Raw genomic sequence first — 22,234 nt, 5'->3', positions numbered from 1 at the left:
GGTAAGGGGTGAGCGCGACGCGGTCACCCCTTACCGGCTCAGAGCCGGGCGAGGCTCGCCTCCAGGAGGCGTACGACCGAGCCGTCGGCCACGTCGGCGACCTCGGCGTACGGGAACCATCGCAGGTCGAGGGACTCGTCGCTGATCGTCTCCACGGCCCCGGAGGGGGCCACCGCCACGTACTGGACGTCCAGGTGCCAGGCGCAGGGCGTGTGATGGCGGTCCAGTCGCACCGGGCCGCCCGGAGCGAGGGACAGGCCCTGGATGCCCGACTCCTCGGTCGCCTCGCGCAGGGCCGCCCTCGCCAGCGTCTCGTCGGCCGGCTCGCAGTGGCCGCCCATCTGCAGCCACCTGCGCATCTTCTTGTGAAGGGTGAGCAGGACCCGCTCACGGGACGGGTCGACCACCAGAGCGCTCGCCGTGATGTGCCCTTCCCCGCAGGCCTTCCACAGACCGTCGGGGTGCGCCGCCAGATGGTCCAGGTAGACCTGACGCAGCTCGTCCTGGCCCCGGTAGTCCTTCAGGACCAGGAGCGCGTCGTCGTGGAGGCTCACTCGGCGTCGTCACCCTTGCCGTCGGCCCCGCCCTCACCCTTGTCGTCCTCGTCCCGGGACTTGGACTTCTCCTCCGACCTGTCCCCGGACTTCTTGTTCAGGTCGGGCTTGCCGGCCGCCTCGCCGAGCATCTTGTCCAGCTCGGAGAAGTCGAGCTGCTCGCGGTGCACGAAGCCGTCCGGGTCGTCCAGGTCGGTCGCGGTCGGCAGCATGTCCGGGTGGGCCCACAGGCCGTCCCGGCCGTCGACACCGCGTGCGTTCGTGAGGGACGCCCACAGGCGCGAGGCGTCGCGCAGTCGGCGCGGGCGCAGCTCCAGGCCGATCAGGGTGGCGAAGGTCTGCTCCGCGGGACCGCCCGAGGCGCGACGGCGGCGCAGCGTCTCGCGCAGCGCGTCGGCGGAGGACAGGCGCGGCTTGGCGGCGGTGTGCACCACCGCGTCCACCCAGCCCTCGACGAGCGCCAGAGCCGTCTCCAGACGGGCCAGGGCCGCCTTCTGCTCGGGGGTGTCCTCCGGCTGGAACATGCCCTGCTGGAGAGCTTCCTGCAGCTGCTCGGGATTCTGCGGGTCGAACTGGCCGACCACGTCCTCCAGCTTGGCCGTGTCGACCTTGATCCCGCGGGCGTAGCCGTCGACCGCACCGAACAGGTGCGAGCGCAGCCAGGGCACGTGCGCGAAGAGGCGCTGGTGGGCGGCCTCGCGCAGGGCGAGGTACAGCCGTACCTCCTCCTGCGGCACGCCGAGGTCCCTGCCGAACGACTCGATGTTCGCCGGCAGCAGCGCGGCCTTGCCGGCCGGGCCGAGCGGCAGGCCCACGTCGGTCGAGCCGACGACCTCGCCGGCGAGCACGCCGACGGCCTGCCCGATCTGCGTGCCGAACATGGCGCCGCCCATGGACCGCATCATGCCGATCAGCGGGCCGGCCATGGCCTGCATCTCCTCGGGAAGCACGTCGCCCATGGCGTTTCCGACGCGCTCGGCGACCGGGTCGACCAGCTCGCGCCAGGCCGGCAGGGTCGCCTCGACCCACTCCGCGCGGCTCCAGGCCACCGCGGTGCCCGCGCCCGACGGCAGGGCGGTCGCGTCATCCAGCCACAGGTCGGCCAGGCGCACGGCCTCCTGGACGGCATTGCGCTCGGCGGGACCGACGCTGGCGTCCTTACGGCCGTCCGGCGTGCCCTGGGAGACCGTCTGGCGGGCGATCTGCTTGGCCATGTCCCAGTTCACCGGGCCGCCCTCGTAGGAGAGCATCTGGCCCAGCTGCTGGAAAGCGGCGCCCAGGTCGTTGGGGTTCATGGAACCGAACATGGCAGCGAACGGGTTGTCCGCACCGGGGCCGCCAAGGCCTCCGGCTCCGGACATCCCGGAACCGAACGGGTTGGCCGGTCCCTGACCACCGCCGCTCTGCTGGTCCTTCTTCTTGCCCTCGTCGCCGTCGTCCGGCTCCTCCGGCGGAAGGCCGAATCCGAATGGGGTGTCACTCACGGGGTTCCTCGGCTGGTAGGGCCGCCGGTTCTTTCCGGCGGCACGGCTGCCCGACTTCACCACCCAGCGTAGACACCCGGAGCCGTTCGGGCCTCGGTGCTTCGCCGACTGACGGCCTGCGGCAGGATGGATGCCACCTGGTACGTACGCGACGCTCGCGCCCGTACTGAAGACAACCGCTGGAGACGCCCGGTGAGTTCCCCAGATCCGCAGGTTCGCGCAGCGCGAAACCAGTCAACCAGTTCCGCACGCCCCGGCGCGCGCGGACCCGTCGTGGCGGTCACCGGTGCCGCGTCCGGGGTCGGGGCGCTGCTCACCGCGCGGCTCGCCGCATCCGACGAGGTCAGACAGGTCGTGGCCATCGACGAACGGCGCGGTGCGTGCGAGGCGGCCCAGTGGCAGATCCTGGACGTCCGGGACCCGGCCATCGCGGAGAAACTCCGTGGTGCGGACGTCGTGGTGCACCTGGCGCTCGACCTCGACCTGGAGACCGACGCGGCCGCCCGGACGGCTTACAACGTCCGGGGGACCCAGACCGTCCTGACCGCCGCCGCGGCGGCCGGCGTGCACCGGGTCGTGCTGTGCACCTCCGCGATGGTCTACGGCGCCCTCCCGGACAACGAGCTGCCGCTGTCCGAGGACGCCGAGCTGCGCGCCACGGCCGAGGCCACGGGTGTCGGGGACCTGCTCGAGATCGAGCGGCTCGGCCGGCGCGCGCCCCGGGCGCACCCCGGCCTGAACGTGACCGTCGTCCGGCCCGCCGTGCTGGTCGGCGGCATGGACACCGCGCTGACCAGGTACTTCGAGTCGCCCCGGCTGCTCGTCGTCGCCGGATCGCGGCCGGCCTGGCAGTTCTGCCACGTCGACGACCTGTGCAGCGCACTGGAGTACGCCGTCCTGGAGAAGGCCGACGGTGAGCTGGCCGTCGGCTGCGACGGCTGGCTGGAGCAGGAGGAGGTCGAGGAGCTCAGCGGCACCCGGCGCATGGAACTGCCCTCCGCGGTGGCGCTCGGCGCGGCGGCCCGGCTGCACCGGATCGGGCTGACGCCCTCGCCGGCCGGGGACCTGGCGTACACGATGTACCCCTGGGTCGTGAGCGGCAGTCGGCTGCACGACGCCGGATGGCGGCCCACGTACACGAACGAGGAGGTGCTCGTTGAGCTGCTCGAGGAGGTCTCGGGGCGGCACACGGTCGCCGGGCGGCGCCTCGGGCGCAAGGACGCGACGGCGGCGGGAGCGGCGGGCGCGACGGTGGCGCTGCTGGGCGCGGCGGCGGTGGTGCGGCGGGCGCGGAAGGCCCGGCGGCGCATCTGAGGTGGGCCCGCCCCCCGCCGGGTCGGACTCCGCAGGGGGCTTCGACGTCGTACGCGCGCGTGCCGGGTGATCACGCTGTTCCGCGTCGTCCGTGGCGTGGGGCACGATGGACGCATGGCAACCACGAACGACCACCCCGGTGAGCTGGCCGCAGCGGACCCCGTCAAGCTGATCGGCATCCGCGAGACGCCCCTGTCCGTGGACGAGGTCTTCCGTGCGGTCGGAGACGACGCGGCCGGCGGGACGGCGCTGTTCGTGGGGACCGTGCGCAACCACGACGGGGGCACCGACGTCGACCGGCTCGGATACTCGTGCCACCCGAGCGCCGAGGCCGAGATGCGGCGGATCGCCGGGAAGGTCGTCGCGGCGTACCCCGTTCGGGCCCTGGCGGCGCTGCACCGTGTGGGGGATCTGGAGGTCGGGGATCTCGCCGTGGTCGTCGCCGTGTCCTGCCCGCACCGGGGCGAGGCCTTCGACGCCTGCCGGAAGCTGATCGACGACCTGAAGCACGAGGTGCCCATCTGGAAGCACCAGTCGTTCTCCGACGGCACCGAGGAATGGGTGGGCGCGTAACGCCGTGCCCGTACTCGCCCGTACCCCGGGTTGCGTAACCCGCCCCCCGGCGTGAGCGTTGTCACTGCGGATGGTTAATCTGCTGATCAGTCAGTCGCGGACACTCATGGGGTTGGGAGGTCGGCATGGCAGTGCTTGCCTGGTTGCTGATTCCGCTGGTGGCCGCTGTCGGTGCGGGCCTGTGGGGAAGCTGGGCCAACCGGACCCGCAGGGTACGGAGCGACGGTCCCGAACTGGACGGATACGCCCGGTTCCGTGAGGCCATGGAGAAGCCCCGCACCGGTGGCTGACGGGGCGCCGCCCTGACGGTGTTCCGACAGCCGCGTCCCGTACTGTCGTGCCATGCCACGCCGCACCGCGACGATGCTCGCCTCCACCCTGATGCTGATCGCGCTCCTGTGCGCGGGTGTCTACCTCCCCGTGCCGTACTCGGAGATGTCACCCGGGCCGACGGTGAACACCCTCGGGGACCACGACGGCGAGCCGGTGCTGCAGATCTCCGGTCACAAGACCTACGAGGCGAGCGGTCATCTGAACATGACCACCGTCCGGGTCACCAGCGCCGAGTACAGGATGAACCTCGTCGAGGCCGTGTACGGCTGGCTGGCGCACGACGACAGCGTGGTGCCGCACGAGACCCTCTACCCGGACGGCAAGACCGAGGAAGAGGCCACCCAGGAGAACGCGGAGGAGTTCAGCCAGTCCCAGGAGAGCGCGAAGGTCGCCGCCCTGAAGGAGCTCGACGTCCCGGTGAAGTCCTGGGTGGTGGTCTCCACCGTGGTCAAAAACTCCCCGTCACAGGGCAGGCTGCACGCCGGTGACGTGATCAAGGCCGTGGACGGCACGGCCGTCAAGAAGCCCGCCGACGTCGCCGACCTGGTGACCAGGCACGAGCCCGGCGAGGACGCCGTCTTCACCATCGTGCCCGCCAAGGAGCAGGCCGCCGCCGAGAAGGCGGGCCGGACGCCGACGACGACGAAGAAGGTCACGATCACCACCGAGACCTCCGACGACGCCGGCGAGAAGCGCGCCATCGTCGGGATCTCCGCCGGGACCGATCACACGTTCCCGTTCTCCATCGACATCAAACTGGCCGACGTCGGCGGCCCGAGCGCCGGTCTGATGTTCGCCCTGGGCATCTACGACAAGCTCACCCCGGGCGACCTCACCGGCGGCGAGTTCGTCGCCGGCACCGGGACGATCGACGACAACGGCAAGGTCGGGCCGATCGGCGGCATCGGCATGAAGACCATCGGCGCCCGGGACAAGGGCGCCCAGTACTTCCTGACGCCCGCCGAGAACTGCGCGACAGCCGCCGAGGACACTCCCGACGGGCTCACCCTCGTGAAGGTCGACACCATCGACGACGCCCTCGGCGCGCTGGAGGACCTCCGCTCCGGGAAGGCCGCCGACCTGCCGACGTGCACCAAGGGGTAGCCTTCCCGCGCGGTCGTCCGGCGGTCCTACTCCTCGAAGGTCGCCGTCAGCGCCTCGGCCAGACCCGGCACCAGGTCGGAGCCGGTGAGGACCTCCGTGGCGGTGTCCTTCTCCCGCAGCCGCAGGGCCGAGTCCCGGGCGCCGTCGCGCAGGACCGCGACCGTCATGCGGACCTCCTGACGGTCCGGGTGCTCCGCCACCCACTGCGCCAGCTTCGTCTCGTTCAGGCCCGGAGGCACCTGGGCCTCGGCGGAGGGCGGCAGCATCAGACGCTCCACGACGAGCGCGCAGCCGACCACCGCGTCGGGCCAGGCGATGGTGCCCAGGAACTCGTCGAGCGCCTGGTCCGTTGGAATCTCGTCCTGCTCGATCGGGGTCAGGCCGGAGGTCTCCGGCTCGTCCCGCAGACCGAGCCGGTCCGCGAGTGAGGGCTGATCGGTCCTCAGGCGTGCGGTGTCGACGAGTGCGAAGAGGCGTGCGGGCTGGTCCCAGCCGAGGCCGGAGACGTACTCGTCGATCTCGAGTACGGCCCGGGTGAGGGGACTCGCTGCCATGGGGGTGTTGGACATGGTCACAATCCTGCCTCGTTCATGGCCCGAATCGGGAACCGAGTAAACGATGAGTAAGTTGCATAAGTGTGGGCCCCCGATCTCGGGGGCGCACGGGGGGCCCGCGAACCCGAGGGCCTGACGGATCAACAGCGAACTTCGAGGTGCGCACCTTGGCTTTCCAGATGCCGGACCGCGGCGGAGGCCCCCCGACGGGGCCGCGGATCAGAGTGGGCCGCCCGTCCCGGCGTGTCCGAACCCTGCTGCTGACACTTGGTGTCCTAGCCGTGCTCGCCATGGCGTTCACCATGTTCGCGGGATTCTGGACGGACTGGCTGTGGTATCGGTCGGTCCACTACTCGTCGGTGTTCACGACGACCCTGTGGACCAAGATCGGACTCTTCTTCGTCTTCGGGCTGCTGATGGCACTCGCCGTCGGGTTCAACATCTGGTTGGCCCACCGACTGCGGCCACCGCTGAGCGCCATGTCGATGGAGCAGCAGAACCTCGACCGGTACCGCATGGGCATCGCCCCGTACAAGAAGTGGCTGCTGCTCGGCATCACCGCCCTGGTCGGACTGATCGCTGGCGCCTCGGCGTCCGGTCAGTGGCGGACCTGGCTGATGTGGGTCAACGGCGTGCCCTTCGGACAGAAGGACCCCCAGTTCAAGCTGGACGTCTCCTTCTACGCCTTCGACCTGCCCTGGTACCGGTTCCTGCTCGGCTTCGGCTTCGCAGCCGTGATCATCTCCGTGATCGCCGCCGCGCTCACCCACTACCTCTACGGCGGCCTGCGCGTCACCAGCCCGGGTGCGCGCGCCACGGCCGCCGCGACCGGGCACCTGTCGGTGCTCATCGGCGTCTTCGTCGCCCTCAAGGCGGTCGCCTACTGGCTCGACCGGTACGGGCTGGCGGTGAAGTCCAGCGACTTCAAGGCGACCGACAACTGGACCGGTCTCAGGTACGTCGACGCCAACGCCTACCTGCCGGCCAAGACGATCCTGTTCTGCATCGCCGTCATCTGCGCACTGCTCTTCTTCGCCACCCTGTGGCGGCGTACCTGGCAGCTGCCCGTGATCGGCTTCGGCCTGATGGTGCTCTCCGCCATCCTCATCGGCGGCCTGTACCCGGCGCTCGTCCAGAAGTTCCAGGTCCAGCCGAACGAGCAGGCCAAGGAAGCGCCGTACGTCGAGAAGAACCTCACCGCCACGCGCGAGGCGTACGGCATCCAGGGCACCCAGGTCACCGAGTACCCGGGCACCAGCGAGACCAAGGACAAGACCAAGCTCCGTGACGACGTGGACGCCGCGGCGTCCATCCGCATCATGGACCCGAACATCATCTCGCCGACGTTCCAGCAGCTCCAGCAGATGCGTAACTACTACGCGTTCCCGACCAACCTGGACGTCGACCGCTACGCCAGGGACGGCAAGGACCAGGACACGGTCATCGGTCTGCGCGAGCTGAACCTGGCGGGCATTCCGAAGAAGAACTGGATCAACAGCCACTTCCGCTACACCCACGGCTACGGTGTGGTCGCGGCCAAGGGCACGGCCGTCGACTCCGAGGGCCGTCCGGTCTTCACCGAGTCCAACCTGCCGTCCGAGGGCAACCTCGGAAGGTACGAACAGCGGATCTACTACGGCGAGAAGACCACCACCTACTCGATCGTCGGCGGTCCCCAGAAGGAGATCGACTACTCCGACGACACCGGGGAGAAGACGTTCAGCTACCGGGGTGACGGCGGGGTCGACCTGTCCGGCCCGATCAACCGGGCGGCGTACGCGGCGGCGTTCAGCGAGCCGCAGATCCTCTACTCCGGCGCGATCGGCGAGGGCTCCCGGATCGTTTACAACCGCACGCCGAAGGAGCGCGTCGAGGCGGTCGCCCCCTGGCTGACGATCGACGGCGACGCCTATCCGGCGGTGGTGGACGGCCGTATCCAGTGGATCGTCGACGCGTACACGACGACGAACGGCTATCCGTACGCCTCCCGTACGACGCTCGGCGACACCACGGCCGACTCGCTGACCGCCAACAACAACTCGCGCGCGGTGGTGGCCCAGCAGAACCAGGTCAACTACATCCGCAACAGCGTGAAGGCGACCGTCGACGCGTACAGCGGCGACGTCAAGCTGTACCAGTGGGACACCCAGGATCCGGTCCTGAAGACCTGGATGAAGGCGTTCCCGAACACCGTGCAGGACAAGAGTGACATCTCCGAGGAGTTGATGGCGCATCTGCGCTATCCGCAGGATCTGTTCAAGGTCCAGCGCGAGCTGCTCACGCGTTACCACGTGAAGGACGCCAACACGTTCCTCAGCGGCAGCGAGGTGTGGCAGGTGCCGGACGACCCGACCAACAAGTCGGGAGACGCGGTACCGCCGTACTACCAGAGCATGATGATGCCCGACCAGAAGGCGCAGGCCTTCTCGCTGACGACGACGTTCACGCCCAACGGACGGGACAATCTCAGCGCGTTCATGGCGGTCGACGCCGAGGCGGGCACCAGTGACTACGGCAAGATCAGGATTCTGAAACTGCCGACGAGTACGACGGTCAACGGGCCGAAGCAGGTCCAGAGCCAGTTGAACTCCGAGCAGGACATCGCCGAGACCATCAGGCTGCTGAGAGGCGGCGACTCGGAGGTGGAGTACGGCAACCTGCTGACGGTGCCGGTCGACGGCGGCCTGTTGTACGTCGAACCCGTCTACGTCCGGGGTGGTGACCTCAAGTACCCCTTGTTGCGCAAGGTTCTGGTGAGTTACGGGGGCAACACCGCCTTCGAGAACACGCTCGACGAGGCTCTCAACAAGGTCTTCGGAGCGCAGGCCGCCGAGAACGAGCAGCCACCGGGCGAGGGCGACGACACGACCGAGCCGCCACCGACGTCCACCAACCCGACGGTCCGGGAAGCGCTGAGCGATGCGCAGAAGGCCTTCGACGCCGGGCAGAAGGCGCTGGAACAGAAGGACCTGGCCGCGTACGCCGAGGCGCAGAAGGACCTGGAGCAAGCGCTCCAGCGGGCCGAGGACGCACAGGCCAAGGCCGACGGGAGCGCCGGCGGCAAGAACGGTGACGACAAGAAGGGCGACGACAAGAACAGCGGGGACAAGGCCGGAGAGGACAAGGCCGGTCCGGACACGACCCCGACCGGTGATGCCGGTGGAGGGGCGGACACCGGCTGACGGTCCGGTCGTGTCGAGCCTGGCGTTCGAGCTGGTCAAGACCCATCCCGCGCCGTGCTAGGGTTGTGAACACAACGGCGCGGGGTGGAGCAGCTCGGTAGCTCGCTGGGCTCATAACCCAGAGGTCGCAGGTTCAAATCCTGTCCCCGCTACTGAAGTCGTGAGCTACGTGCGATCGACATCACGAAGGCCCGGATTCCGAAAGGGATCCGGGCCTTCGTGATGTGCGAACGCATGTGCCGACGGACACGACGGCCGTGCCGCCAAGGGGAGTTGGGCAGGTCTGTGTTTGACTTGTCTCCCTGTGGGCATGTCGACAAAACGCTGAAGTGACCTCACTGGCTGCGGTATACCGGATGTACCCAGGTTGCAGGTGGTGCGACGATGGACGTTATGGGGGACATGGCAAATCTGTTCGGGACGGGGCGTTTTGCGCAGCCGTCCGGTCAGGAGGAGGCCGCCGACGAGGCCCAGGAAGCCGCCGACGAGGCCGCCGCGGAGGTGCGCCTGCGACTCGCCGTCGACACCGGTGACGTCGAGGCGATGAGCGTTCTCGGCGCGATGCTGCTGCGCCGCGGCGACTTCGACGGGGCCGAGTCCCATCTGCGTGCCGCCACCGCGGCAGGCGACCGGGCCGCCGCCAACAACCTGGGCGTCCTGCTCCACCAGCGCGGATACGCCGAGGAGGCCGCGGGCTGGTGGCGTATCGCCGCCGTGGCCGGGTCCGCCGCAGCGGCCCACGCGCTGGGGCGGCACTTCCGCGAGCGCGGGGACGAGCCCGCCGCCGAGTACTGGCTGTGCCAGTCCGCCGAACAGGGTCATGTACTGGGTGCCTACGCACTCGCCGACCTGCTGGAGCACCGCGGCGACGACACCGGGTCCGAGCGGTGGATGCGGGCCGCGGCCGAGCGCGGGCACCGGGAAGCGGCGTACCGGTTGGCACGGACGCTGGACCGGCGTGCCGGGCAGGAGCGTGGCGGCGACGACAGGACGGCCGCCCTCGCGGCCGACGCGGCCGAGCAGTGGTACCGGCAGGCCGCCGCGCGCGGTCACCGGCGGGCCGCGCTGCAGCTCGGGACGATTCTGGAGAAGCGGGGCGAACTCAAGGAGGCCGGCCGCTGGTACCTCACGTCGGCCAAGGACGGCGAGGCCCGCGCCGCCTGTGCGCTCGGCTTCCTGCTGCGTGACGCCGGGGACACCGAGAGCGCCGCCGTGTGGTGGCTGCGGGCCGCCCAGGACGGCGACGGCAACGCCGCCAACGCCCTGGGCGCACTGCACGCCGAGCGCGGCGAGACCCAGACCGCGGAGCGCTGGTACCGGGCGGCGATGGACGCCGGTGACGACAACGGGGCGTACAACCTCGGGCTGCTCTGCGCCGACCAGGGGCGCACCACGCAGGCCGAGCAGTGGTACCGGCGGGCCGCGTACGCCGGTCACCGGGAGGCCTCCAACGCGCTGGCCATCCTGCTGCTGCGCGCCGGGGACGAGACCGGTGCCGAGCCGTGGTTCTCCAAGGCCGCCGAGGCGGGCAGCGTGGACGCCGCCTTCAACCTCGGGATCCTGCACGCCGGGCGGAGCGACGAGCGGGCGGCGCTGCGCTGGTACGAGCGGGCGGCCGCGGCCGGGCACACCGAGGCGGCGCTGCAGGTCGGCATGGCTCGCCTGCGCGACGGGGACGAGCGCGAGGCGGAGCGGTTCCTGCGGTGCGCGGCGGGGGGCGGCAGTGCGGAGGCCGCGTACCGGCTGGCGACGGTGCTGGACGCGCGCCGGCCGCCGACGCCCGCGCACGAGCTCGGCGAGCCGGCGCACGAGAAGTCCGAGTGCGAGGAGTGGTACGAGCGGGCGGCCTCCCAGAGGCACCGGCGGGCTCAGGTGCGGGTCGGGATGCTGGCCGCGGCGCGGGGCGACGTGGTGGAGGCGGCGCGATGGTACCGGGAGGCGGCCGAGGCCGGGTCCCGCAACGGCGCGTTCAACCTGGGACTTCTGCTGGCCCGCGAGGGGAGCGAGCCGGAGGCCGTCGTGTGGTGGCGCCGGGCGGCCGACGCGGGGCACGGGCGGGCGGCGCTGCGGCTGGCGCTGGTGTGTGCGCGGCGGGGAGAGCTGGCGGAAGGGCAGCGGTGGGCGGACCTGGCGGTGTCGCTGGGGCCGTCGGAGGTGGGGGAGCGGGCGGCGCGGTTGCGGGACGCGTTGCGGCAGGAGCTGTCGGCGTGACGCTGCGCTGTGCTCGGGCGCCTGCGGGAGATGCCCGGCGCGGATGCGGGGCCGGGGGTGGTGCCGGGGGTGGTGACGCGGCCCGGCGCTGCCGGGGCGGCCCCCACTCCCGGGTTTCGCTGGAGCGGGGGCCCGCGTCGTCCACCCGAGCCGTCCCGACGGCCTTCGCAGGCCGTTGGGACACTGGCGGGGGTGCGACGGCCCGCAGCTACGACGGTGTGCGACCGCCCGCGGCCCGGGCGGGACGCGGCCGTCGGCAGTTCACGCGGAAGCGATTTGCTTCTCGTCTTCAGCGTGACGTAGTGTTCCATTCATCGACGCGGGGTGGAGCAGCTCGGTAGCTCGCTGGGCTCATAACCCAGAGGTCGCAGGTTCAAATCCTGTCCCCGCTACTGAAGGCCGAGGGCCGGAATCCGAAAGGGTTCCGGCCCTCGGTGCGTTGACGGCCATACGAGAAGAGCCCCGGCGTCTTCGGTGCCGGGGCTTTCACGTGCCCGGAGTGGAGAGGCCTACGCCGCCGCGCAGTTCGGGCAGGTGCCGCGGTACGTCACCTCGACGTCGGAGACCGTGAAGCCGAAGCGCTCCGAGTCGGGGAGGTCGGCCAGCGGGTTGCCGGTCGGGTGGACGTCGCGGATCGCGCCGCAGCGGGCGCAGACCAGGTGATGGTGCGGCTGGTGCGCGTTCGGGTCGTAGCGCTTGGCGCGCCTGTCCGTCGCGACCTCCAGCACCTCGCCGAGCGAGACCAGCTCACCCAGGGTGTTGTAGACCGTCGCCCGGGAGATCTCGGGGAGCTTGCCCACGGCCCGGGAGTGCACCTCGTCGGCCGTCAGGTGGACGTGTTCGCCGTCGAGGACCTCGGCCACCACGCGCCGCTGTGCGGTCATGCGCCAACCGCGATGACGCAGTCGTTCCAGAAGGTCACTCATACAGGCCAGCCTAACAGCAAGGGGACCAGGTCCCGAACGGGTGTGACTTTGGAGTCCCACTTGACTTAGACACTGTCTATTGTAGGATCGGAAACGGTATTAGCCAAGGAACAGGTTTCGCAGGATTGTGCAGGAGGCGTACGTGACTCAGGGACCGCTCACTACGGAGGCAGGTGCTCCCGTAGCCGACAACCAGAACAGTGAGACCGCGGGCGTCGGCGGCCCCGTGCTCGTCCAGGACCAGCTCCTGCTGGAGAAGCTGGCCCACTTCAACCGTGAGCGCATCCCGGAGCGTGTGGTGCACGCCCGCGGCGCCGGTGCCTACGGCACCTTCACGGTCACCGCCGATGTCACCAAGTACACCCGCGCGGCCTTCCTCTCCGAGGTCGGCAAGGAGACGGAGACCTTCCTCCGTTTCTCGACCGTGGCCGGCAACCTGGGAGCGGCGGACGCGGTCCGCGACCCGCGTGGCTTCTCGCTGAAGTTCTACACCGAGGAGGGCAATTACGACCTCGTCGGCAACAACACCCCGGTGTTCTTCATCAGGGACGCCATCAAGTTCCCCGACTTCATCCACACCCAGAAGCGCGACCCCTACACGGGGTCGACCGAGATGGACAACGTCTGGGACTTCTGGAGCCTGTCGCCGGAGTCGACGCACCAGGTGACCTGGCTGTTCGGCGACCGCGGCATCCCGGCGTCGTACCGCCACATGGACGGCTTCGGCTCGCACACTTACCAGTGGAACAACGAGGCCGGCGAGGCCTTCTGGGTCAAGTACCACTTCAAGACCGACCAGGGCGTCAAGAGCCTCACGCAGGCCGAGGCCGACAGGCTCGCCGGTGAGGACCCCGACTCCCACCAGCGCGACCTGCGCCAGGCCATCGAGCGCGGCGACTTCCCGTCCTGGACCGTCGGCGTGCAGATCATGCCCGTCGCGGAGGCGGCGACGTACCGCTTCAACCCGTTCGACCTGACCAAGGTGTGGCCGCACGCGGACTACCCGGTCATCGAGATCGGCAGGCTGGAGCTCAACCGCAACCCCGAGAACATCTTCGCCGAGGTCGAGCAGTCGATCTTCTCCCCGGCGCACTTCGTGCCCGGCATCGGGCCGTCCCCGGACAAGATGCTCCAGGGCCGCCTCTTCGCCTACGGCGACGCCCACCGCTACCGCGTCGGCATCAACGCCGACCATCTGCCGGTCAACCGCCCGCACGCCACCGCGGCGCGCACCAACTCACGTGACGGCTACCTGTACGACGGCCGCCACAAGGGTGCGAAGAACTACGAGCCGAACAGCTTCGGCGGCCCCTTCCAGACGGACCGGCCGCTGTGGCAGCCGGTGGCGGTCTCCGGCGCCACCGGCGACCACGAGACCCCGAGGCATGCCGAGGACGACGACTTCGTCCAGGCGGGCAACCTCTACCGGCTGATGACGGACGAGGAGAGGGAGCGGCTGATCGGCAACCTGGCCGGCGCTCTGTCCGGCGTCTCGCGCGACGACATCATCGAGCGCGCGATCGGCAACTTCCGTCAGGCCGACGGTGACTTCGGCAAGCGGCTGGAGGCCGCGGTCCAGGCCCTGCGCGGCTGACGTCCAGCACTGGACCGCTTGTCGTAGCGGCGGGCCGGATCCCCGGGGACGGGGGTCCGGCCCGCCTGTCGTTCCTCCCAGTCCGTCGGTTCCTCCCTGTCCGTCGGTGTTCCGTCTGTGTTCCGTCAGGCGGTCGCCACCGGGGCGTTGTGCGGGGCGCGCACCGGCGCCCAGCAGCGGATGATGTCGCGCACCGAGACGATGCCGACGGGATCGCCGCCGTCCAGGACGATGAGATGGCGGAAGCCGCCGTGCGCCATCGCGCGGGCCGCCTCCTCCACGGTCCAGGCCGGGGTGGCGAAGACGACGTCGGTGGTGGTGTGGCCGTGGACACGCTCGGTGTCCGGGTCCTGGCCCCGGCCCACGGAGACGAGGACATCGCGTTCGGTGAGGATGCCGATGCCGCCGGCGTCGGGGTCGTGCACCACGGCCGCGCCGACGCGGCGCGCGGACATCAGTGCGGCGGCCTGGCGGAGGGTGTGCGCGGGACCGATGGTGAGGACGACCTTGCTCATGACTTCACGGACGAGCATGGGTGGAGCCACCTCCTGCCGGTGATCCATGAGTTGGTTCATGGATTCACAAGTTCACAAGTGGGGGAGCTCTCAGAGTGGCAGGTAAAGCACCGGTCAACAAGGGGGCGCGGAGGGCGAGTCGGCGGGCGCTCAGTAGCGCTGGTTGAGATACCCGAGCAGTTCGTCGTGGAGCCGGCCGTTCGACGCGGCCGCGTTGCCGCTGTGCGGCCCGGGGCGGCCGTCGAGGCCGGTGAAGCTGCCGCCGGCCTCCGTGACGATGATCGCGTTCGCGGCCATGTCCCAGAGAGCGAGCTCCGGTTCGGCGCAGATGTCCACCGAGCCCTCGGCGACCATCATGTACGGCCAGAAGTCGCCGTACGCGCGCGTGCGCCACACCTCGCGGGTCAGGTCGAGGAAGCCGTCCAGCCGGCCCTGCTCCTCCCAGCCGCCGAGCGAGGAGTACGCGAACGAGGCGTCGGAGAGGGTGGAGACCTGGGAGACGTGGAGCCGGTGGGCGGAGGTCAGACTGCGGCCGGTGAACGCGCCGTGGTCCTGCACCGCCCACCAGCGCCGGCCGAGCGCCGGCGCCGAGACGAGGCCGACGACCGGCTCGTAGCCGCCCTCGGCCGCTTCCATGAGGGAGATGAGGGTGGCCCAGACCGGGACGCCGCGTACGTAGTTCTTGGTGCCGTCGATCGGGTCGACGACCCAGCGGCGGGGGCCGTTCCCCGCCACCCCGAACTCCTCACCGTGGACCGAGTCACGGGGGCGGGCGCGGGCGAGGTGGCCGCGGATGAGTTCCTCGGCGGCCTTGTCCGCCTCGCTCACCGGGGTCATGTCCGGCTTCGTCTCGACCTTCAGGTCGAGGGCCTTGAAGCGGTCCATCGTCGCGGCGTCGGCGGCGTCGGCGAGCACGTGGGCGAGGCGGAGGTCGTCGAGGTAATCGGGCATGCCGTCACGCTATCTGTCGGGGGCGGCACGGGGCTACCAGGGGTTTGGCGGGCGTGGCGGGCCGGGAAGGTGGGCCGCGAGGACCCTTGACAGTGCCCCCGTACCCGTCAAATCTGGGCAGCAAGTCGCTCGGCCCGAGGGAGGCGAGGGTGCCTGCAGCCCGGGAGTCCCTGCTCGATGCCGCCTACACGGCGTTGGCGCGCCGGCCGTGGTCCGCCGTGCGGATGGTGGACGTGGCCGCGGCGGCCGGGGTGTCCCGGCAGACGCTCTACAACGAGTTCGGCAGCAAGGAGGGCCTGGCCCGGGCACTCGTCCGGCGGGAGGCCGACGGCTACCTCGCAGGCGTGGAGCGGGCGCTCTCCGGTCCCACCGACCCGCGTGAACGCCTCACCGCCACCGCCGAGTGGATGATGTCGGCCGCCCACGAGAACGCGCTCGTCCGAGCCATGCTCACCGGCTGCTGGAGCGAGCGGCTGCCCTCACCGGCCCCGACGGCCGGGCCGTCCTCCTCCGCCGTACCGGCCCAGCACCGGGCCGACGGCCCACTGCCCTCGCCCGGCGACTTCGTGAGCCTCGTCCGCGACCGCGCCGTGGCCGTCCTCAACGCCGCCGGACCGCTCCCGCCGCAGGACGCCGCCCAACTGGCCCGCTCCTGCGAACTGGCCGTACGGCTCGCCCTGTCCTGCGTCGCCGCACCGCCCGCCGAGGGCGGGGTGGCGGACCTCGTACGGACCGCCCTGCCGCGCCGGTTGACGGCGTAGTGGCCGGTGCCTCGGTGCCGGCCCGGGTTCAGTGCGCCGAGCCCGACAACTGCAGCCCGATCACGCCGATGATGACGAAGCTGATCGAAATGATCTTCAGGGTCGAGACCAGGTCGCCGAGGAAGATCATGCCGTAGATGGCGGTGCCCGCCGCGCCGATGCCGGTCCACACCGCGTAGGCCGGGCCGACGTCCAGCTTCTTCAGGGACATGGTCAGCAGACCGAAACTGCCGAGCGCGAAGGCGCAGAAGGCGACGGTGGGCCAGAGCCGGGTGAAGCCGTGCGACAGCTTCAGACAGACGGCGAAGCCGGTTTCGAGCACCCCGGCCACTATGACCAGCAGCCACGCCATGTCTTGTCCTCCCGTAGTCCCGCGCCGCGACCGCTGCGTCGATCGGTGGCTCCGTCCGGCGATGCCCTTGTCCGACGGTGCCACCGCCCGGCTTTGCGCAGGCTTGGTTCCGGCTTGGTGCGATTATGCACTTACCGGTGGCACGGCGCGGCAAACAACGCGGTGGTCAGTCGCCTTCCTTGCGGTCCCGTGTCGACAGCAGCCGGCGCAGCGAGTACAGCCGTGCCGGGTCGGCGTGCCCCTCGGCGACCCACTCGTCGAGCGCGCAGTCGGGCTCGTCGTGGCTGCACGCGCGCGGACAGCCCTCCGTGCCGGGCACCAGGTCGGGAAAGGCGTTGATCACCCGGGACGGGTCGATGTGCGCCAGGCCGAACGACCGTACGCCGGGGGTGTCGACGACCCAGCCGCCCCCCTCGGAGGACAGCGGCAGGGCGAGGGCAGAGGTCGTGGTGTGCCGGCCGCGTCCCGTCACCGCGTTGACGTGGCCCGTCACGCGGCGGCGCTCCTCGGGCACCAGGGTGTTGACGAGGGTCGTCTTGCCGACGCCGGAATGGCCGACGAAAGCCGTGATTTTACCGTCCAGATGATCCCGCACAAGGCCGGCCGCGGCGCCGTTCTCCAGCTCCTCGCGGCTGGTGACGACGTAGGGGATGTCCAACGCGCCGTACAGTGCCAGGAATGCGTCGGGCGAGGCGAGGTCCGACTTGGTCATCACCAGCAGCGGGGTGAGACCGCCGTCGAACGCCGCGACCAGGCAGCGGTCGATCAGCCGGGGGCGCGGTTCGGGGTCGGCGAGGGCGGTGACGATGGCGAGCTGGTCGGCGTTGGCGACGACCACCCGCTCGTAGGGATCGTCGTCGTCGGCCGTGCGGCGCAGCACCGACGTGCGCTCCGCGATGCGGACGATCCGCGCGAGCGTGTCCTTCGTGCCGGACAGGTCGCCGACCAGCGCCACCCGGTCGCCGACGACCGCCGCCTTGCGGCCCAGTTCGCGGGCCTTCATGGCCATGACGACCCGGTCCTCGACCAGGCAGGTGAGCCGGCCCCGGTCCACCGTGAGCACCAGGCCCTCCGCGGCGTCCTCGTGCTTGGGCCGGATGTGGGTGCGCGGCCGGTTGCCCTTGCGGTTGGGGCGGGAGCGGATGTCGTCCTCGTCGGTGTGCTTGCCGTAGCGGCGCATGGCGAAACGTCCCTACGCCCCGAGCATCCCGGCCCACAGGTCGGGGAAGTCGGGCAGGGTTTTCGCGGTCGTCGCCACGTTCTCGATCTGCACCCCCTCCACCGCGAGGCCGAGGATGGCGCCGGCGGTGGCCATGCGGTGGTCCTCGTAGGTGTGGAAGACACCGCCGTGCAGGCGGCGCGGGCGGACGTGCAGACCGTCGGCGGTCTCGGTGACGTCACCGCCGAGTTCGTTGATCTCCTTGGTGAGTGCGGCCAGGCGGTCGGTCTCGTGCAGCCGCAGGTGCGCCACCCCGCGCAGGGTCGAGGGGGAGTCCGCGAGGGCCGCGAGGGCCGCGATGCCCGGGGTCAGCTCGCCGACCTCCCCGAGGTCGACGTCGACGCCGCGAATGACACCCGATCCGGTGAAGACGAGTCCGTAGTCGGTCAGTTCGCAGGAACCGCCCATGTCGGTGAAGATCTCGCGCAGCCGGTCGCCGGGCTGGGTGGTGCGCGACGGCCAGTCGGGGATCACGACCCTGCCGCCGGTCACCAGCGCCGCAGCCAGGAACGGCTGTGCGTTGGACAGGTCCGGCTCGACCGTCAGATCCCGGCCGAGCAGCGCTCCCGGCGTGACCCGCCAGACGTTCGGCTCGCCGCCCGACTCGGGGGTGTCGACCTGGGCGCCGACCGAGCGCAGCATGTCGACGGTCATGCGGATGTGCGGCATGGAGGGCAGCGCCGAGCCGGTGTGGCGTACCTCGACGCCCTGGTTGAAGCGCGGTCCCGACAGCAGCAGGGCGCTGACGAACTGGGAGGAGGAGGACGCGTCGATCTCGACCGGCCCGCCCTCCAGCGCACCGCCGCCGTGCACGGTCAGCGGCAGTGCCCCGCGCCCGTCGTCGTCGATGCGGGCGCCCAGGCCGCGCAGCGCGTCGATCACGCCGTGCAGCGGACGCTCGTACGAACGCGGGTCGCCGTCGAAGCGGACGGTGCCGTCGGCGAGCGCCGCGACCGGCGGCAGGAAACGCATGACCGTGCCGGCGTTGCCGACGTCGACCGTGGCCGGGCCGCGCAGGCCGGCCGGGATGACCCGCCAGAACTCGCCGGTGCCCTCCGGGCCGACGCCCTCCTCGATCTCGACGCCCATCGCGCGCAGTGCCTCGGCCATCAGCAGGGTGTCCCGGGAGCGCAGCGGGCGGCGCAGCCAGCCGGGCTCGGAGGCGAGGGCGGCCAGCACCAGGGCCCGGTTGGTGACCGACTTGGATCCGGGCACCTGGACGGTCGCGTCGACGGCTCCGCTCGCGTGCGGGGCGGGCCAGAGGGCGGTGTGCGCGGGGTTCACGGTCATGGGCCCCACTTTAATGGCTGAGGACGATCGGAGATCTTGATCAAAAGCGGCGAAACCTGACCGAAAGCACAACAGTGCAATTGCCGCGCATATATGCGGCGGTGTGGCGCCGGCCGTGCCCCCTCTCACAGCTCCAGCAGCCAGCGTCCCCCGCCGATCAGCGCGCACAGCGACACCGCGTGGAACAGGAAGAACCACACCCCCGCCGGCGCATGGGTCAGCCGCGCCAGCTGGTCCGCGTCCGAGTCCCCGGCGCCGCCCCGCGCCCGCTTGGCCTGCAGCTCGAAGGCCGGGCGCACCCCGCCGAGCAGCAGGAACCAGACCACCGCGTACGCGAACGCCGCCTGCACCTGCGGCCCGGTCAGCCAGGACACCACGACGAACGTGCCGCCGCTGACCACCACCGTCAAGACCCCGTACGCGTTGCGGACCATCACCAGCAGGCCGACGAGCAGCACCGTCGCCAGCCACAGCAGCAGGGTGATGCGACCCGCGCCGAGCAGCGCGGCGCCGCCGAGACCGAGCAGCGGGGGAGCGGTGTAGCCGGCGACCGCGGTGAGGATCATTCCGAGGCCGTGCGGTTTGCCCCGGCTGACGGTCAGGCCGCTGGTGTCCGAGTGCAGGGTGATCCCGGTCAGGGTGCGCCCGGTCAGCAGGGCCACCAGTCCGTGACCGCCCTCGTGGGCGATGGTGATCGCGTTGCGCGCTATCCGCCACGACCCGTGCGTCACGACGACGGCCAGCGCTGCCACCAGGGTCGCGAGCACCACCCAGAGGTCGGGATCGGACTGGGTGCCGGAGACCTCGTCCCACAGGGAGGTGAGCGAGGCCGATGCGAGGTGGTCCATGTGCGGAGAGGGCTCCTCGTACTAGCGGGCTGGCGGTGCGGCGCGCAGCGCCTCGTTGAGGGGTGGTGGTCGGGAGGCGGGTGGGCCTGGCAGTGTGGCACGTATGTGCGGACGTTATCTGAGACCCTGGCGTAACAGGCATCGTTCCTGACGGCAAACATGCAGGTCACAGCGTTACAGTCCCGGAGTGATCCGGGGCTCTTGCTTTACCCGTGCTGACTGCGTGCTGACCTGTAGACACCTGTGATCACCCCAAGGAACCCGTCCCGTGCTGGGCTGGTGCTGATCTCCTTGCACACGAGGCGCTGGTCCGTGAGTGCGAGGCTCGTACCAATCCCGGTGTGCCTGTGTGGGCCGTACGTGGCTGCTTCAGACGCAGCCGTGACCAAGGCCACGCCGTGAGGCACCGGTGATCGTTGAGTGCCTGGTTCACGTCGCGCCTTTCAGAATCCGTTCCGTGACTGGCTCGGGGTCTCTGCCGTGAGCCTGGCACTGCACTCCTGGTGCCAGGCGGGTCGCTGGCGGCCCTCGACCGCGATGACGCTCACATCGTGCATGAGCACCGGCGGCATCGGCCTGGCTCGTTGGTAAGACGGTGTCTCACGTCGTGATCTTGGCGAGCTTCTTGTAGCAGGTCATGACTGCCGCGAGCCCGAGGAAGGCGAGGAAGCGGCTGCCCTTGCGTGCGTAGCGGATGGCCAGGCGGCGGTATCCGAAGAGCCATGAGATCGCTCTCTGGACCTTCCATCGGTGCCTTCCGAGGCGTTCGGAGACTCCACGCCCGGCCGGGCGATCCGTGGAGTGATGTGGCGTTCGCGCAGCCACGCCAGGTTGCCGGCGGAGTGGTACGCCTCGTCGGCCCGGACCTTGTTGGGACGTCGTCGACGAGGGCAGCGGCGTGAGCGGACGGCCGGGATCCCAGGGCCCCGGGGAGAATCCCGTTCGCCTGTTTTGATCATGGGATGCCATGCAGGGTGAGGGCTGCGTCGGGGCGAGTGTGAGAGCGTCGGCCGCTGGCGATGTTGGTCCAGCCGGCCCGGTCGAGGGCCGTGCGGGTCAGGTCGTGCAAGGCGCTCACGACGGCCGGGGTGTGGTGACGTCGGACCTGGCTGGCGTCCTTGGCGAAGGTGACGTCCTTGGTCCAGTGGACGGTGTTCTCGATGATCCAGTGGCCGCGGGCCCAGGAAGCGATCTCGGCGGGGGACGCCTGGTCGGCGGACAGGTCGGTCACTGCGTAGACCGTCTCGGTCTGCCACTTCTTCGCACCGAGGGGCTGGCGTTTGCGATGGATGCGAACGACCTGGCGGGCGTGCGGGAAGAGCAGGCCGTGCACGGAGACGACCTTCACCTCCCGTACCTCCTCGCGGCCGTGTCCCCGGTCGCGTGAACGGTCGAGGACAGGTGCCTTGCCCCAGGGCACCTTCCTCAACTGCCCCGCGAACGTGGGCTGGTTGTTCTTCACCGACAGCAGGTAGTGCGCGTGACGGTCCTCGACGAGGTAGCGGGCGTGATCCTTCTGCGCGTGCATCGCGTCCACCGTGATCACGGCCTCGTGCAGGTCCGCGTCGTCGATGGTGTCCAGGAGCGGGGCGGCGAACTCAGGAATCTCGTTGGTCTTCGCGTCGATGTCCCGCAGGGCGGCGGTCAGTGCGTCGTCGTGACGGACGGCGGTCAGGACGAACACCCGGCTGCCGTCGGCGCGGACGGCTCCGCGCAGGCACTTGCCGTCCACGGCGAACGCCCGCCGCCTCAGCCGGACCGGGTCCCGGGGCAAGCACGGCCGCTCGGTGGGCACGGCGTTGTTCGCGTTCGGGGACGCCGTCGGGGCTCAGCGGTCCGGCGGCGGGCGGCGCCGGCGCTGCGAGCCGGGCGATACCCGCGGCGGTCAGCGCGCCGGGGTCCACTTTGGCGAAGGCGTCCCGTAAGGTCCGCTCGCCCGGAGCCCGATACCGGCCGGCGAACGGATCGAACGGGCAGCCCAGACGGGCCAGCACCTCCTGATCGCACCGACGGGCCCATTCCGCGATCGCAACGAGGGAGTTGTGCCCGGCCGCCGTCATCGCGCACACCCCGATCGCGAGCAGCGTGGCCAGCCGGTATCGAACGCCCCGCGGATCACGCGGGTCGGGCACCTTGGCCAGCGCCTGGAGCAGTCCCTCCGCCGACACCTCCCCGACCGCACCGGTGGATGAGCAGGGCGACGTGCCCAGGGACACGGGCATGAGCGAGGATGGAGCGACGAGCACGGCAGCCTTGCTGATCTGGGAGCGTAGAGAACTCCATGATCTACAAGAGCCGTGCTCGTCTCATGTCCGGGCATCGATGATCAACCGGTCAAACCGGGAGTGATGGGATTCTCCCCGGGGCCCTGACCCCGCACCCAAGTAGTGAACCCATCCGCGTCCACTGAGGGAATCCAGAACTGCGGCCCGTGCATTTTTACGCGCAGCCATGCGGCCCACCACGCAG

The 22,234-nt window shown here is 70.5% G+C and carries 18 protein-coding genes, 2 tRNA genes and 1 pseudogene; 10 read left to right on the top strand and 11 right to left on the bottom strand.

Annotation, left to right across the window (positions count from 1 at the left end; all coding sequences use genetic code 11):
• Positions 1–38: 38 nt before the first annotated feature.
• Both ACGFYH_RS28990 and ACGFYH_RS28985 read right to left on the bottom strand, forming a co-directional pair.
• Positions 39–554, bottom strand: a complete 516-nt coding sequence (locus ACGFYH_RS28990; RefSeq protein WP_393806129.1) for an NUDIX hydrolase — start codon at positions 552–554, stop codon at positions 39–41.
• Complete coding sequence (locus tag ACGFYH_RS28985) at positions 551–2,038, bottom strand: zinc-dependent metalloprotease (protein WP_393806128.1); 1,488 nt, start codon at positions 2,036–2,038, stop codon at positions 551–553. The genes ACGFYH_RS28990 and ACGFYH_RS28985 overlap by 4 nt, the downstream gene beginning before the upstream one ends.
• Before the next feature lie 192 nt (positions 2,039–2,230).
• On the opposite strand from ACGFYH_RS28985, the gene ACGFYH_RS28980 reads away from it, so the two are divergent.
• The 4 genes from ACGFYH_RS28980 to ACGFYH_RS28965 all read left to right on the top strand — a co-directional run bounded on the left by ACGFYH_RS28980 (position 2,231) and on the right by ACGFYH_RS28965 (position 5,362).
• A complete protein-coding gene (locus ACGFYH_RS28980) occupies positions 2,231–3,352 on the top strand; it encodes an SDR family oxidoreductase (RefSeq protein ID WP_393806127.1) in 1,122 nt (373 codons plus the stop codon).
• 114 nt (positions 3,353–3,466) lie between these two features.
• A complete protein-coding gene (locus ACGFYH_RS28975; RefSeq protein ID WP_393806126.1) occupies positions 3,467–3,925 on the top strand; it encodes a molybdenum cofactor biosynthesis protein MoaE in 459 nt (152 codons plus the stop codon).
• 125 nt (positions 3,926–4,050) lie between these two features.
• Positions 4,051–4,215, top strand: coding sequence for a hypothetical protein (locus ACGFYH_RS28970; protein WP_393806125.1), 165 nt, complete (start codon positions 4,051–4,053; stop codon positions 4,213–4,215).
• Positions 4,216–4,267: 52 nt separating this feature from the next.
• Positions 4,268–5,362 (top strand): PDZ domain-containing protein, encoded by a 1,095-nt coding sequence (locus ACGFYH_RS28965; protein WP_393806124.1) that lies wholly within the window; start codon positions 4,268–4,270, stop codon positions 5,360–5,362.
• Positions 5,363–5,388: 26 nt separating this feature from the next.
• Here ACGFYH_RS28965 and ACGFYH_RS28960 read toward each other — a convergent pair whose 3' ends face one another.
• On the bottom strand, positions 5,389–5,931 hold the full coding sequence (locus ACGFYH_RS28960) for a PPA1309 family protein (protein WP_393806123.1): 543 nt from the start codon (positions 5,929–5,931) through the stop codon (positions 5,389–5,391).
• Between the two features lie 164 nt (positions 5,932–6,095).
• Here ACGFYH_RS28960 and ACGFYH_RS28955 point away from each other — a divergent pair, with 164 nt between their 5' ends.
• From ACGFYH_RS28955 to ACGFYH_RS28940, 4 genes are all read left to right on the top strand, one after another.
• Positions 6,096–9,098, top strand: coding sequence for a UPF0182 family protein (locus ACGFYH_RS28955; RefSeq protein WP_393806140.1), 3,003 nt, complete (start codon positions 6,096–6,098; stop codon positions 9,096–9,098).
• A gap of 78 nt (positions 9,099–9,176) precedes the next feature.
• Positions 9,177–9,250 (top strand) — tRNA-Met (locus ACGFYH_RS28950).
• Positions 9,251–9,482: 232 nt separating this feature from the next.
• Positions 9,483–11,309, top strand: a complete 1,827-nt coding sequence (locus ACGFYH_RS28945; protein ID WP_393806122.1) for a tetratricopeptide repeat protein — start codon at positions 9,483–9,485, stop codon at positions 11,307–11,309.
• A gap of 318 nt (positions 11,310–11,627) precedes the next feature.
• Positions 11,628–11,701: transfer RNA gene (locus ACGFYH_RS28940), tRNA-Met, on the top strand.
• 117 nt (positions 11,702–11,818) lie between these two features.
• On the opposite strand, the gene ACGFYH_RS28935 is transcribed toward ACGFYH_RS28940, so the two are convergent.
• Positions 11,819–12,235 carry a Fur family transcriptional regulator gene (locus ACGFYH_RS28935; RefSeq protein WP_393806121.1) on the bottom strand — a complete coding sequence of 139 codons (417 nt, stop codon included), beginning with the start codon at positions 12,233–12,235 and terminating at the stop codon, positions 11,819–11,821.
• A gap of 142 nt (positions 12,236–12,377) precedes the next feature.
• On the opposite strand from ACGFYH_RS28935, the gene ACGFYH_RS28930 reads away from it, so the two are divergent.
• The gene (locus ACGFYH_RS28930; protein WP_393806120.1) at positions 12,378–13,829 is read left to right on the top strand and encodes a catalase; all 1,452 of its coding nucleotides are present in this window, start codon (positions 12,378–12,380) and stop codon (positions 13,827–13,829) included.
• Between the two features lie 125 nt (positions 13,830–13,954).
• On the opposite strand, the gene ACGFYH_RS28925 is transcribed toward ACGFYH_RS28930, so the two are convergent.
• Positions 13,955–14,362: a cyclic nucleotide-binding/CBS domain-containing protein gene (locus ACGFYH_RS28925; protein WP_393806119.1), complete on the bottom strand. Its 408-nt coding sequence runs from the start codon at positions 14,360–14,362 to the stop codon at positions 13,955–13,957.
• A gap of 132 nt (positions 14,363–14,494) precedes the next feature.
• Positions 14,495–15,295: a histidinol-phosphatase gene (hisN, locus tag ACGFYH_RS28920; protein WP_393806118.1), complete on the bottom strand. Its 801-nt coding sequence runs from the start codon at positions 15,293–15,295 to the stop codon at positions 14,495–14,497.
• 149 nt (positions 15,296–15,444) lie between these two features.
• Between hisN and ACGFYH_RS28915 the strand changes: the two genes are divergently transcribed.
• Positions 15,445–16,056, top strand: a complete 612-nt coding sequence (locus ACGFYH_RS28915; RefSeq protein ID WP_393806117.1) for a TetR/AcrR family transcriptional regulator — start codon at positions 15,445–15,447, stop codon at positions 16,054–16,056.
• A gap of 28 nt (positions 16,057–16,084) precedes the next feature.
• On the opposite strand, the gene ACGFYH_RS28910 is transcribed toward ACGFYH_RS28915, so the two are convergent.
• The 5 genes and pseudogenes from ACGFYH_RS28910 to ACGFYH_RS28890 form a co-directional block, all read right to left on the bottom strand.
• Positions 16,085–16,408, bottom strand: coding sequence for a DMT family transporter (locus ACGFYH_RS28910; RefSeq protein ID WP_393806116.1), 324 nt, complete (start codon positions 16,406–16,408; stop codon positions 16,085–16,087).
• A 166-nt stretch (positions 16,409–16,574) separates the two neighbouring features.
• Complete coding sequence (gene rsgA, locus ACGFYH_RS28905; protein ID WP_393806115.1) at positions 16,575–17,588, bottom strand: ribosome small subunit-dependent GTPase A; 1,014 nt, start codon at positions 17,586–17,588, stop codon at positions 16,575–16,577.
• 12 nt (positions 17,589–17,600) lie between these two features.
• On the bottom strand, positions 17,601–18,917 hold the full coding sequence (aroA, locus tag ACGFYH_RS28900; RefSeq protein WP_393806114.1) for a 3-phosphoshikimate 1-carboxyvinyltransferase: 1,317 nt from the start codon (positions 18,915–18,917) through the stop codon (positions 17,601–17,603).
• Between the two features lie 125 nt (positions 18,918–19,042).
• Positions 19,043–19,765, bottom strand: a complete 723-nt coding sequence (locus tag ACGFYH_RS28895; protein WP_393806113.1) for a M50 family metallopeptidase — start codon at positions 19,763–19,765, stop codon at positions 19,043–19,045.
• 955 nt (positions 19,766–20,720) lie between these two features.
• Positions 20,721–22,011: pseudogene (locus tag ACGFYH_RS28890) on the bottom strand (ISAs1 family transposase).
• Positions 22,012–22,234: the final 223 nt, after the last annotated feature.

It is taken from the genome of Streptomyces sp. NPDC048392 (genome assembly GCF_043200575.1).
Classification (GTDB): domain Bacteria; phylum Actinomycetota; class Actinomycetes; order Streptomycetales; family Streptomycetaceae; genus Streptomyces.
This window is presented reverse-complemented; position numbering and strand designations above follow the sequence as displayed.

Bases quoted from the DNA above. Each gene is read 5' to 3' on its own strand.
- ACGFYH_RS28975 (WP_393806126.1), top strand. From the start codon at position 3,467: ATGGCAACCACGAACGACCACCCCGGTGAGCTGGCCGCAGCGGACCCC.
- ACGFYH_RS28970 (WP_393806125.1), top strand. From the start codon at position 4,051: ATGGCAGTGCTTGCCTGGTTGCTGATTCCGCTGGTGGCCGCTGTCGGT.
- ACGFYH_RS28965 (WP_393806124.1), top strand. From the start codon at position 4,268: ATGCCACGCCGCACCGCGACGATGCTCGCCTCCACCCTGATGCTGATC.
- ACGFYH_RS28960 (WP_393806123.1), bottom strand. From the start codon at position 5,931: ATGTCCAACACCCCCATGGCAGCGAGTCCCCTCACCCGGGCCGTACTC.
- ACGFYH_RS28955 (WP_393806140.1), top strand. From the start codon at position 6,096: ATGCCGGACCGCGGCGGAGGCCCCCCGACGGGGCCGCGGATCAGAGTG.
- ACGFYH_RS28945 (WP_393806122.1), top strand. From the start codon at position 9,483: ATGGACGTTATGGGGGACATGGCAAATCTGTTCGGGACGGGGCGTTTT.
- ACGFYH_RS28935 (WP_393806121.1), bottom strand. From the start codon at position 12,235: ATGAGTGACCTTCTGGAACGACTGCGTCATCGCGGTTGGCGCATGACC.
- ACGFYH_RS28925 (WP_393806119.1), bottom strand. From the start codon at position 14,362: ATGCTCGTCCGTGAAGTCATGAGCAAGGTCGTCCTCACCATCGGTCCC.
- hisN (WP_393806118.1), bottom strand. From the start codon at position 15,295: ATGCCCGATTACCTCGACGACCTCCGCCTCGCCCACGTGCTCGCCGAC.
- ACGFYH_RS28910 (WP_393806116.1), bottom strand. From the start codon at position 16,408: ATGGCGTGGCTGCTGGTCATAGTGGCCGGGGTGCTCGAAACCGGCTTC.
- rsgA (WP_393806115.1), bottom strand. From the start codon at position 17,588: ATGCGCCGCTACGGCAAGCACACCGACGAGGACGACATCCGCTCCCGC.
- aroA (WP_393806114.1), bottom strand. From the start codon at position 18,917: ATGACCGTGAACCCCGCGCACACCGCCCTCTGGCCCGCCCCGCACGCG.
- ACGFYH_RS28895 (WP_393806113.1), bottom strand. From the start codon at position 19,765: ATGGACCACCTCGCATCGGCCTCGCTCACCTCCCTGTGGGACGAGGTC.